This is a genomic window from Candidatus Competibacter denitrificans Run_A_D11, from assembly GCF_001051235.1.
In the GTDB taxonomy this organism is placed as follows: domain Bacteria; phylum Pseudomonadota; class Gammaproteobacteria; order Competibacterales; family Competibacteraceae; genus Competibacter_A; species Competibacter_A denitrificans.
This window is the reverse complement of sequence record NZ_CBTJ020000071.1, coordinates 127,441-139,721: the sequence shown is the minus strand read 5'-3', so window position 1 is coordinate 139,721 and position 12,281 is coordinate 127,441. Positions and strand designations below refer to the sequence as shown.

At 56.2% G+C, this 12,281-nt stretch carries 10 protein-coding genes; 5 read left to right on the top strand and 5 right to left on the bottom strand.

What is annotated here, in order from left to right; genetic code table 11:
• Positions 1–12: 12 nt before the first annotated feature.
• The gene (locus tag BN873_RS13810; RefSeq protein ID WP_048674691.1) at positions 13–282 is read right to left on the bottom strand and encodes a hypothetical protein; all 270 of its coding nucleotides are present in this window, start codon (positions 280–282) and stop codon (positions 13–15) included.
• Positions 283–392: 110 nt separating this feature from the next.
• Here BN873_RS13810 and BN873_RS13805 point away from each other — a divergent pair, with 110 nt between their 5' ends.
• Complete coding sequence (locus BN873_RS13805; protein ID WP_048674689.1) at positions 393–1,271, top strand: M48 family metallopeptidase; 879 nt, start codon at positions 393–395, stop codon at positions 1,269–1,271.
• Here BN873_RS13805 and BN873_RS13800 read toward each other — a convergent pair.
• Entirely contained in the window at positions 1,253–2,314 is a 1,062-nt protein-coding gene (locus BN873_RS13800) for a YbjQ family protein (RefSeq protein WP_048674686.1), read from the bottom strand. The genes BN873_RS13805 and BN873_RS13800 overlap by 19 nt on opposite strands.
• Positions 2,315–2,323: 9 nt before the next feature.
• Positions 2,324–2,638: a YbjQ family protein gene (locus BN873_RS13795; RefSeq protein WP_048674780.1), complete on the bottom strand. Its 315-nt coding sequence runs from the start codon at positions 2,636–2,638 to the stop codon at positions 2,324–2,326.
• A gap of 77 nt (positions 2,639–2,715) precedes the next feature.
• Here BN873_RS13795 and pepN point away from each other — a divergent pair, with 77 nt between their 5' ends.
• The 4 genes from pepN to BN873_RS21005 all read left to right on the top strand — a co-directional run bounded on the left by pepN (position 2,716) and on the right by BN873_RS21005 (position 8,352).
• Positions 2,716–5,364 (top strand): aminopeptidase N, encoded by a 2,649-nt coding sequence (pepN, locus tag BN873_RS13790; RefSeq protein WP_048674683.1) that lies wholly within the window; start codon positions 2,716–2,718, stop codon positions 5,362–5,364.
• A gap of 189 nt (positions 5,365–5,553) precedes the next feature.
• Positions 5,554–5,946 (top strand): phasin family protein, encoded by a 393-nt coding sequence (locus BN873_RS13785; RefSeq protein ID WP_242434441.1) that lies wholly within the window; start codon positions 5,554–5,556, stop codon positions 5,944–5,946.
• Positions 5,947–6,109: 163 nt separating this feature from the next.
• A complete protein-coding gene (locus BN873_RS13780) occupies positions 6,110–7,930 on the top strand; it encodes a PHA/PHB synthase family protein (protein ID WP_048674677.1) in 1,821 nt (606 codons plus the stop codon).
• Between the two features lie 146 nt (positions 7,931–8,076).
• Positions 8,077–8,352 carry a hemerythrin domain-containing protein gene (locus tag BN873_RS21005; RefSeq protein ID WP_242434440.1) on the top strand — a complete coding sequence of 92 codons (276 nt, stop codon included), beginning with the start codon at positions 8,077–8,079 and terminating at the stop codon, positions 8,350–8,352.
• A 232-nt stretch (positions 8,353–8,584) separates the two neighbouring features.
• On the opposite strand, the gene BN873_RS13770 is transcribed toward BN873_RS21005, so the two are convergent.
• Complete coding sequence (locus tag BN873_RS13770; RefSeq protein ID WP_048674671.1) at positions 8,585–10,570, bottom strand: acetyl-CoA carboxylase biotin carboxylase subunit; 1,986 nt, start codon at positions 10,568–10,570, stop codon at positions 8,585–8,587.
• A gap of 11 nt (positions 10,571–10,581) precedes the next feature.
• Positions 10,582–12,114, bottom strand: coding sequence for an acyl-CoA carboxylase subunit beta (locus BN873_RS13765; RefSeq protein ID WP_048674668.1), 1,533 nt, complete (start codon positions 12,112–12,114; stop codon positions 10,582–10,584).
• Positions 12,115–12,281: the final 167 nt, after the last annotated feature.

Here is a 12,281-nt window from a genome sequence, read left to right as displayed (position 1 = left end):
GAAAACGCTTCATCAGATCGCATAGTTGGGGGGCGCACCCGGTATCTCGATACTGGTCAACGTCGCCCCTTCGCATTGGACGGCGATGGCTTTGCCGATCCAATCGGTGCCGAACAGCGCGGTAAGACCGTCGGCCAACAAGCGTGAATCGGCCTGTAGCTGATGTCGATGGTGGCCGGCGTCCAGTACCAGGGTCGCGGTATCACCGTTGTCGATCACATCGGCAATGGTTCCAGCAATGTACATCATGGTGCGAATCTCTTCGGTTGAGCGGTGTGCCATTGAACTCCTTCCGTCTCTGGCGCGCAAGCTGAGCAAGTCTCGGTGCGGTCTTTTGGGCCGCTTCTGAAAAATTTTGCGGTATGGTGTGGTGGTTGAAGGAGTCAGCAAAGATGCTCTATCGCAATCCACGCGCACCTCGCCCGCAACCCGAACAAGCGGGGCGTGGCGAGAATCGTGAGCTATTTCGTCTCTTGGTAATCGTGGGCTTGCTGGTTGTGATCAGCGTGGTAACGATTGATCGTTTGACGGCCTGGCTTGCGCCCAAGCTGCCTTTCGCGCTCGAAGTCAGCTTAGCAGACAGCCTGTCCTTTAACGCTCTGGTGGAGGCTGAGGCGAGTCGCGTCCCACGGGATGTTGAACGGCGCCGCGCGGTGAACGCGGACCTTCAGCGGCGCAGTCAAAAGATCCTGCGAGTTCTGCAAGCGCCGCCTGATCTCACCATCACCCCGCATTATCTGGAAAGTGATACGGCCAATGCCGTGACCACGATTGGCGGCCATATCCTCCTGTTTGGCGGGCTGCTGGATAAATTACGCTATGAGGAAGAGCTGGATGCCATACTGGCCCATGAAATCGGCCATGTCCTTCATCGCCATGTCGTACAACATCTGAGCCGAGGTGTGACGACGGCTGTGGTGATCGGCTTGCTGGGTATTCGCAGCGCGAGTCTGAATCAGTGGCTGCTTGGCGATTTGCGGCAATTAGAACAATTGGCGTACAGCCGGGATGCCGAGCGCGAGGCTGATGAAACGGCGATCCTGGCCAGCCAGCGGCTTTATGGCGGCACTGCGGGGGTGGTGTCGGTATTCGATCTATTTAATCGCCTGCAACGCACCTCGGCGCTGGCCTGGACTCAGAGTCATCCCTTGCCGGCGGAAAGAGCGCAGCACGCGCGCGAACTTGACCGGGTAGGCCAGCAGCCCAGGCCGCTGACCCCACTCACCCCGCCGTTGAAGCTAAGCGCCCAAAATTACCGCTCGGAACGATAAAACGCTTCATAATGGGCGGCAAGCGGTCCGAGATCGTACTGATAAATGCCGAAAACACCCCGTAGCAGGGTGATTTTGACCTCTTTGCCGGGTGGTAACTGGCTCCAGTATTCCTTGGTGCTGGTGCGGGAGTAATACTCCAGCCGGAGAGGCGGCATGGTGGGGTCCAACGGTTTGAGCGCGCCACCTTTTTGTACGATATAACGGACGTGTTGCGGGCCATCGCTTAACAACGCATTGAGCCGTAAGACGCCGAAATACAATGCCAAGACGAGGACTGGGATCGTGAGGACGGTCATGACGATATAGGTACTGGCCACGGTCTTAGCCCGTATCGCGCGCCAACAGAGCAAACCCGCTGCCACGACGGACAGTGCCCAAAAGATTTCCCAAGGCGCCCCGACAGCATAGCGCCATTGCGGTGACAGGTAGCGGTCGCTGACGGCCTCAAAGAACACATACAGCACGATAGCAAACCAGGCGATGAGCCAATAACGGGAAAACCGGTGCTTGAACGCCTGCTGAGGTTCGATAACCGGCAACTCCGGGCCAGGCACATAGTGGAGCGGGCTGTCGGTTACGGTGCCATGTGCTGGCACGAGAGCGGTGCCATAAGCGAGCACTTCGACTTGAGTGGCTTCGCCACCGCGACTATTGGAAATGCGGCTGGTGATGATGCGTACATTAAATACCATCGTCGCGCCGCGTGCTTTGGCCTCTTGCTTGAGGCGCACGATGGCGTGACGGCGACCGCGCTCCATGAGCTGTTCGTAGGCGCTATAATTGCCCCCGACGATTTTTCGTAAGCCGGCGAGAAAGAGCCGGAAATAATCCGAGCCAATGACGGCGCTGCCGCTGACGAGTATGGGGTCCAACGGGTGCTCGGATACGGGGGGATAGCGGGTGGCGAAGATCAGCACATCGGTAACGGCGTCTTCCTCATTATCCAGCAAGCGCAGGTGCGCCCGTTCATTGCGGCGTCCGCGCCAATAGCCGACCGCAATCAGGACCAGGAAAAGGCCCAGCTTGAGCAGGAATTCCATCGTGGGCGCTTATTCCAGGATAACGGCGGTGCCGTAAGCGAGGATTTCAGCGGCTCCCATAGTGACCGAGGTGGTGGTATAACGGATATTCAGGACTGCGTTGGCGCCGATCTCTTGCGCTTGCACCACCATGCGGTCGGTGGCCTGCTGGCGGGCTTCGGTCAGCAGGGCCGTATAGGCTTTCAGTTCGCCGCCCACGACATTTTTCAGGCCGGCCATGATGTCGCTGCCCACATGTTTACTGCGCACGGTGCTCCCTTGCACGATGCCCAGATGCTCCTTGATCTGCCGACCGGGCACCGTTTCGAGATTACTTAACAGCATAAAGGCCACCCCAACCGCCAATAGATATCGTCGCCCGCAGAGGTATCGCGGATCATTCGCTCAAGAAACTATACGCAATGCTGCCCAAAACGCCAAAGACTACCTATCGGAAAGACTACACGCCGCCCGCCTATAGCATTCCGGTGGTCGATTTGCGCTTCGAGCTGGCTGAGGAATTTACCCTCGTTCATGCACGGCTGCGGGTGGTTCGGGCTGCGGCCATGCGACCGAGCACGCCGTTGCTGCTCAATGGACAAGGGCTTGAATTGCTCATGTTGACTGTGGATGGGGCAACGCTGTCGCCGGATCAGTATCGGCTGGATGAGCAGGGGCTGACCTTACTTGATCTGCCGCAGTCTTGTGAGATCGCCACGCTCGTGCGAATTCGGCCGCAAGACAATACGACCCTAGAAGGCTTGTACCGCTCCAGCGGTCTTTTTTGCACCCAATGTGAGGCGGAGGGGTTTCGCAAAATCACCTATTTCCTGGATCGCCCGGATGTGATGAGCGTTTTTACCACGACGCTGATCGCAGAACGGACCCGTTATCCGGTACTGCTCTCCAACGGAAATCGTGTGAGTGGCGGCGAATGGGAGGATGGCCGCCATTGGGCGACCTGGCATGATCCGTTTCCCAAGCCTTGCTATCTGTTTGCCTTGGTCGCTGGCCAATTGGGTGTGCTTGAGGATGTTTTTATTACCCGTTCCAGGCGAAAAATCGATCTGAAAATTTACGCCGAGTCTCAGCATCTGGATCAATGCGGTCATGCGATGGCGGCGTTGAAGCAGGCACTGCGCTGGGACGAGCAGCGTTTCGGCCTGGAATACGATCTTGATTTATATCAGATCGTCGCGGTCGGTGATTTCAATATGGGGGCGATGGAGAACAAGGGCCTCAATATCTTTAATACCAAGTATGTCCTCGCCAAGCCGGAAACGGCTACCGATGCTGATTACCAAGGTATTTTGGCCGTCATCGGCCACGAGTATTTCCATAATTGGACCGGTAACCGGGTGACCTGCCGCGATTGGTTCCAACTCAGCCTCAAGGAAGGGCTGACCGTGTTCCGCGACCAGGAGTTTTCCGCCGATCTCGGTTCGCGTGGCGTCGAGCGGATCGAAGATGTCAGGATCTTGCGTGCTAGCCAGTTCCCGCAGGACGCCGGGCCGATGGCGCATCCGGTGCGCCCAGATTCTTACATCGAAATCAATAATTTCTATACCGTCACTGTATACAACAAAGGCGCCGAGGTGGTGCGGATGCTCCAGACGCTGCTGGGCCGGGAAGGCTTCCGGCGCGGTATGGATCTTTACTTCCAGCGCCACGATGGGCAAGCGGTAACTTGTGATGATTTTGTCGCCGCGATGGCCGATGCCAATCAGGCGGATTTAGCCCAATTCCAACACTGGTACTCGCAAGCCGGTACCCCCGAATTGCGGGTGAGCGATGCTTACGATGCTGCTTTGGGCGAATACACCCTCACGGTGTGCCAATCGTGTCCGTCACCGGAGCAGCCAGACAAAAAACCCTTTCATATCCCGCTGGCGCTCGGTTTATTGGATGCTGATGGGCATGATTTACCGCTGCAACTGGCAGGTGAAATCATGCCGGGCGCTACGACTCGCGTTTTGGAACTGCGCGATCCGACCCACATTTTTCACTTCGTCGGCGTGCCGGTCCGACCGATACCCTCTCTGCTGCGCGGGTTCTCCGCGCCAGTCAAGCTGGTCATCGCTGAGAGTGATGAGGATTTGCGGTTCCGGTTAGCCCACGATAGCGACGATTTCAATCGTTGGGATGCTGGCCAGACCTTAGCGATTCGCATGATGTTGGCCTTGATCGAAGATCGCCACCAAAATCGTACCTGGGTGCTCCCACAATCCTTCAGCGCTGCCTTTGGGCAGATGTTGGATTCTGGCGCTGATCCAGCCTTGGTGGCGCAGGCTTTGACCTTACCGGGCGAAGCCTATTTGGCGGAGCAGATGGCGGTGGTGGATGTGGAAGCGATCCACGCCGCGCGCACGTTCATGCGGCGGGTGCTGGCCGAGCGGTTGCACCAATCGTTGTTGACGACCTACCGCACCCTGCACGATCAGGACCGGGGCGCTTATCGGCTGGATGTCGCTGCCATGGCTCGCCGGGCCTTGAAAAACGTGTGCCTGGACTATTTGATGCGGATTGATGATGCGGCCGCACGGACATTGTGTCTTGAACAGTTCCGCGCCGCCGATAATATGACCGACCAGTTCGGCGCCTTAACTGCGCTGGCCGATTCGACCGGCCCGGAGCGGGGCGAGGCGCTAGCTGCTTTTTATCAGCGTTGGCAGGGTGATGCCTTGGTTGTCGATAAATGGTTGAGTTTACAGGCGACTGCTAGTCGACCTGGAACGTTGGCGGCGGTAAAAGATTTGATGGCACACGAGGCCTTTAGCTTACGCAACCCCAATAAGGTCCGAGCACTGATCGGCGCCTTTTGTCAGGCGAATCCACTGCATTTTCATGCAGCGGACGGGGAGGGCTATACTTTCTTTGCCGATCAAGTCTTGGCGTTGAATGTGCTCAATCCTCAAATCGCCGCGCGATTAATGACGGCTCTAAGCCGCTGGCGCCGATTTGATACAGTACGTCAGGACAAGATGCGTGGCCAATTGGAACGAATTCTAGCCTCTCCCCAATTGTCGCCCGATGTCTACGAGATCGCTTTCAAGACATTGGAAAAGGCCTAATGGTGGCCTTAAAAAATTGTTGCACTGCAAAATAACTGTTGACTCGCACGAGAGAAGGATGCACAATAAACCCATCAATGTTGCGATGCACAATCAGTGGTTATCTTAGTTTGTTAACGTGGAGAATACGTAATGTCAACGAACAATCCTTTCAACCCATTTGCCAATGTCGATCTGGGCAAATTTGATATGACCAAGCTGTTCAGCGATGTCAAAATTCCTGGTTTTGACATGAAAGCGGCGATGGATGCACAGCGTAAAAATATCGAAGCGCTGAATGCTGCTAATCAAGCGGCCGTTCAAGGGATGCAAGCCGTTGCGCAACGGCAGGCTGAAATCCTCAGCCAAGCGGTCAGCGAGATTTCTACTATTGCTCAGCAGCTTGCCAGTGCGAGCAATAACCCGCAAGAGCTGACCAGCAAGCAAGCGGAAGTTGCGCGTAAGGCGTTTGAACAGGCCCTGGCGAATGCCCGTGAACTCGCTGAAATCGTCAGTAAGTCCAACACCGAAGCGTTTGCGATTATCAACAAGCGTGTTTCTGAAAGCTTGCAGGAACTGAAGGCGCTGGTCGCCAACAAGTAAAAACGCGCTAAGCTGCAATTTCCGGGCAAGCCATGCGGTATTATAGCCGCCATGGTTTGTCCGTTTTTTGCTGTTGGTTGTGCATCTGCTGTCCCTGTGGATGCAATGCGGGTAAAATGGTTAATCTATCGACAAACCACCATAACAATGCGAGGAGTGATGCATGGCCGAGCAAAAAAGTAGCACCGATCTCAAGCTGCCCGAACTAAAAATGCCTGATCCCAAAGAGATGGCCGATCTGTTTTCTCACATCGCCGAGAAAAGCCAGGTTATCGTCAAGGAATTCTTGAACCGCCAGAAAAACGATGGCGCGTTTGATTTGCAAGATCAGCTCAGCTTGGGTAAGTCCTTTATGGAACTGACCCAGAAGATGCTGGCCGATCCCGCCAAACTGGCCCAAGCGCAGGCCAATCTTTGGCAGAACTATCTGGATTTGTGGCAGAAAGCCGTTCCCGCAATGCTCAGTGGCCAGCCACTGGACGCCGTGGTGCGCGAACCGAAAGGCGACAAGCGCTTTAAGCACGATGATTGGAAAGACAACGTGCTGTTTTCGTACATCAAGCAGTCCTACCTGATGGCCGCCAACTGGATTCAGGACATCGTGGGCGACGTGGAAGGGCTTGATGACAAAACCAAGAAGAAGGTTGAGTTTTATACTCGTCAGTTTGTCGATGCGATGTCACCGACCAATTTTGCGTTGACCAATCCCGAAGTGCTGCGTACGACCATCGAATCGGGTGGCCAGAATCTGATCAATGGCTTGAAGAACATGCTCGACGATCTCGAGCGTGGCAAAGGCAAGCTGAATATTCGGATGACTGACCTCAATGCCTTCGAGCTGGGCAAGAACATTGCCATCACCCCCGGCAAGGTCATCTTCCAGAATGGGATGATCCAGCTCCTTCAATACGAAGCCAGCACCCCCGACGTCCACAAGAAACCGTTTTTGATTTTCCCGCCCTGGATCAACAAGTTTTACATCATGGATCTGCGGCCGAAGAATTCGTTTGTGAAATGGATTGTCGATCAGGGCTTTACGGTGTTTTTGATGTCCTGGATCAACCCAGATGAGAAGATGGCCGACTGGGAATTCGAAACCTATCTGCGCGATGGACCCCTGGCGGCACTGGATGCCATCGAGCAGGCGACCGGCGAGTCGGAAGTCAATGCGCTCGGTTACTGCTTGGGCGGTACGTTGTTGGCTATCACCAACGCCTATCTGGCGGCCAAAGGTACTCCACGCATCAGCTCCGGCAGCTATTTGACCACCATGATCGATTTCTCCCAGCCGGGTGAGTTGGGCGTGTTCGTCGATGAAGAGACCATCGCCTCGCTGGAAAAACGCATGGCGGCTAAGGGTTACATGGAAGGTTCGGAAATGGCGAGCACCTTCAGCATGTTGCGTGCTAACGATCTGATGTGGTCGTTCTTCATCAACAATTACCTGCTGGGCAAAGATCCGTTCCCCTTCGATCTTTTGTACTGGAACTCGGATTCGACCCGGATGCCAGTGAAGATGCACAGCTTCTATCTGCGCAACTTCTATCAGAAGAATCTGCTGAAGGATGCCGGTGGGATCTCGTTGTTGGGCACGCCGATTGACATGACCCAGGTGAAAGTGCCGGCCTATTTCCTCTCCGGTATTGAAGATCATATCTCGCCGTGGGCTTCCAATTACATGGGCAGCCGCTTGTTCAGCGGCCCGGTCAAGTTCGTCCTGGCAGGTTCCGGCCATATCGCCGGTCCGATGAACCCGCCATCGGCCAACAAGTATTTCTACTGGACCAATGCTAAGCACCCCGCCGATGCGGAAGAGTGGCTGAAGGAAGCCAAGCAGACCGAGGGTTCCTGGTGGCCGGATTGGAGCAAGTGGCTGGCTAAGCTCTCAGGTGAGAAGGTGCCAGCTCGGGTACCAGGTACCGGTAAATTGCCGGTGATTGAGGATGCCCCTGGCTCTTATGTCAGGATGCGCCTCATCAAATAAAGCTTGACCGTGAGTTTTTAACTGGCAAAACGGCCGCCATGCTCGTGATGGTGGCCGTTTTTTTAGAGGATCGGGTTATGAGTAAATTTGTGGAGTGGTCAAATCAATTGAGTATGGGCATTGAGGAGATCGATGCTCAACACTAGGTGCTCGTCGATTTATTGAACCAGATCCACGATGCAATCCAGCATCACCATGGCACGGAGGCGACGCGGAGTATCGTGATAAAACTGGAAGAGTACACCCGGGTCCATTTTGCGGTCGAAGAGAGCCTGATGCGGATCTTGCATTATCCTCATTACGAGCCGCACAAGAAGGAACACGACAAGCTGATCAAGCAATTGGACGAGTTGCGGGAAAAGCTGGAAACCGGTAAGCCTCAATCAGTTTCGAACTGGCTCATTTTCTCAAAGTCTGGTTGACCAAGCACATCATGGATGTGGACAAAGCCTATGCGCCGCATTTTATGGCACAGGGCATCCGCTCGGAATTACCCAAAAGATCCTCTGGGTGGACAAGTTGAAGGATTCGCTCAGCCGGAAGCCATGAGTCGGGCGGAGTGAAAAAAAGTAGGGTGAAACAAAAACCGGCTGTTTTCACCCAGCCGGTTCGAGTGAGATCAGGGGGCGGGAAACCGCCCCTTTTCATTTTAAGTCACTCAAACTCAATGATGGCCTGATCGACTGCCAGGCTATCGCCGGGCGCTGCCATGATCTTGGCCACCTTGGCGTCCTGATCGGCGCGCAGCACGTTCTCCATCTTCATGGCTTCGATGACCGCCAGTTCCTCGCCGCCCTTGACCTCCTGGCCCACCTGCACCGCAACCTTGGTCAGCAGCCCTGGCATGGGCGACAGCAGGAATTTGGACAGATCCGGTGGTGCCTTCTCCGGCATCAGCGCCTGCAAATCGGCCAGACGCTGCGATAGCACCATCACATCCGCCTGTGAACCCCAGTGGAACAGCCGATAGATCATATCGCGGCGTTCCACCTGGATGCAGATATCGGTGCCGTTCAGGGTGCCCTTGAACAGCGGGTAGCCGAACTGCCATTCGCTGCGCACCTGATAGGTTTCATCCATGTAGACCACATCGTAGCCGCCTGGCGCGGGATCGACATGCACCGGATGTTGCCGGCCATTCATCAGCACCACCCAGTCGTTATTGACCTTACGCTCATGGCCTTTCAACTGGCCACTGGTCTGCGCGGCGCGGTCCATATAACGGCGATGGATGAACGCCGCCACCGAGAGCAGCAGCGCCGGATCATCATGCGGAACGTCGGTGGCGTGGAAGCCGTTCGGGTATTCCTCGGCGATCATATTGGTGCTGATTCGCCCGGTCATAAAACGGGTATGCACCATCAGGGCCGCCAGGAAGCTGATGTTGTGCTGGACGCCACGGATGAAGAATTTATTGAGCGCATCCCGCATGTGCGAGATGGCGCGGTCGCGGGTCGCGCCGTAGGTGATCAGCTTGGCGATCATCGGGTCGTAATACATCGACACTTCGCCGCCTTCGTAGATGCCGGTATCCACCCGCACCACGTCGCTTTCTTCCGGTGGCATGTACTTGACCAGCCGACCGATGGAGGGCAGGAAGTTGCGGAACGGGTCTTCGGCGTAGACACGCGCTTCAATCGCCCAGCCCTTCAGCTTGACTTCTTCTTGGGTGAAGCTCAGCTTTTCCCCCGCAGCGACCCGGATCATCTGCTCCACCAGATCCAGGCCGGTGATGTATTCAGTGACCGGGTGTTCGACCTGTAAGCGGGTATTCATCTCCAGGAAGTAGAAATTGCGCTTGGAGTCAACGATAAATTCAACCGTGCCAGCAGATTGGTAATCCACCGCGCGAGCCAGCGCCACCGCCTGTTCACCCATCGCTTTGCGGGTTTTTTCATCCAGGAACGGGGAGGGTGCTTCTTCGATAACCTTCTGATGACGGCGTTGCAGCGAGCATTCCCGTTCGCCCAGATAGAGGATGTTACCGTGACTGTCGCCCAACACCTGAATTTCAATATGGCGCGGCTCCTCGATGTATTTCTCGACGAATACGCGGTCGTCGCCAAAGGAGGAGCGGGCTTCATTGGTGGCGCGCTCGAAGCCGTCCACGCATTCATCGTCATTCCAGGCGACGCGCATCCCCTTGCCGCCACCACCAGCGCTCGCTTTGAGCATCACCGGATAGCCGATGCTGCGGGCGATCTCCAGGGCATGGTCGCCATCCCTGATAATATCGGTATAGCCGGGTACGGTGCTGACCCCGGCTTCCTTGGCCAGAATCTTGGAGGTGATCTTGTCGCCCATCGCATTGATGGCTTTCACCTTCGGGCCGATGAAGACGATCCCTTCCTTTTCCAGCGCTTCGCAGAAAGCTGGCCGCTCCGACAAGAACCCATAACCGGGATGCACCGCTTCCGCCCCGGTATCTTTGCAGGCTTGCAGGATGCGGTCGATCAGCAGATAGCTTTGCGCTGTGGGTGGCGGGCCGATCAAGACGGCTTCGTCAGCCATTTCAACGTGTAAAGCGTCCTTATCCGCTTCGGAATAGACCGCGACCGTTTTGATGCCCATTTTTCGGGCGGTTTTGATGACGCGGCAGGCGATTTCGCCACGATTGGCAATGAGAATTTTCTTAAACATGCGTCAGCCCCTTACAGCGGAATGTTGCCGTGCTTGCGCCACGGATTTTCGAGTTCCTTATCGCGCAACATCGCCAGAGAGCGGCAGATGCGCTTGCGGGTGCCGTGGGGCATGATCACGTCATCGATAAAGCCGCGATGGCCGGCGATGAACGGGTTGGCGAATTTTTTGCGGTATTCCTCGGTGCGCTCAGCGATCTTGGCCGCGTCGCCGATGTCTTGACGGAAGATGATTTCCACCGCGCCTTTGGGTCCCATCACCGCGATTTCAGCAGACGGCCAGGCAAAGTTGACATCGCCGCGCAGGTGGGCCGAACTCATCACATCGTAGGCACCGCCGTAGGCTTTGCGGGTAATCACGGTGACTTTGGGCACGGTGCACTCAGCGAAGGCATACAGCAACTTCGCACCATGCTTGATGATGCCGCCGTACTCTTGCGCGGTGCCGGGCATAAAGCCGGGCACATCGACGAAGGTGATGATCGGGATGTTGAACGCATCACAGAAGCGCACAAACCGCGCTGCTTTGATCGAGGATTTAATATCCAGGCAACCCGCCAGCACCATGGGCTGATTGGCGACGATGCCGACCGGCCAGCCATCCATCCGGGCGAAGCCGGTGATGATATTTTTGGCGTTTTCCGGCTGGACCTCGAAGAAATCCACATCGTCCACGACCTTCAGGATCAGTTCCTTCATGTCGTAGGGCTTGTTGGGATTATCGGGAATCAGCGTATCCAGCGAATAATCTTGCCGATCCGCCGGGTCTGGCGTAGGCCGGAACGGGGGTTTTTCCTTGTTGTTCGGCGGCAGGAAGTTGATGAATCGGCGCAGCATCAGCAGCGCTTCGATATCGTTCTCGAAGGCCCGGTCGCAGACGCCGGATCGAGTGGAATGAGTGATGGCGCCACCCAGCTCCTCGGCAGTCACTTCTTCATGGGTGACGGTCTTGACCACATCTGGGCCGGTCACGAACATGTAGGAGGTGTCTTTGACCATGAAGATGAAATCGGTCATCGCCGGTGAATAGACCGCGCCGCCAGCGCATGGTCCCATGATGACGGAAATCTGCGGAATGACCCCGGAGGCCATCACGTTGCGCTGAAAGACGTTGGCGTAACCGGCCAGGGAGGCAACGCCTTCCTGAATGCGCGCGCCGCCGGAATCGTTCAAGCCGATCACCGGCGCACCGACTTTGATGGCATGATCCATGATCTTGCACATCTTTTCAGCGTGCGCTTCCGACAGCGAGCCACCGAACACGGTGAAATCCTGGCTGAACACGAACACGAGCCGACCGTTGACAGTGCCGTAGCCGGTCACCACGCCATCGCCTGGAATTGTGGTGTCACCCATGCCAAAGTCGTTGCAGCGGTGTTCGACGAACATATCCCATTCTTCGAAGCTGTCCGGATCAAGCAACACTTCAATGCGCTCGCGGGCGCTGAGTTTACCCCGCTTGTGCTGCGCATCAATGCGGCGTTGCCCTCCGCCGAGACGGGCAGCCGCGCGTTTTTGTTCTAATTGGTTGATGATGTCATGCATAAACACTCTCTCCTTAGTGAAGCAGGTGCCGGTGGCGGACCAACGGCACCAAAAGCCTGGGCAACAGGGCCTCGGAGCCAGGAGAACCGGCTGCTGAGGGGGGATAGGGAGGGACGCCCACAGTGAGCGTGCGGCGCGAACGCGGTAAATCAGGTCGCTTGGGAGGC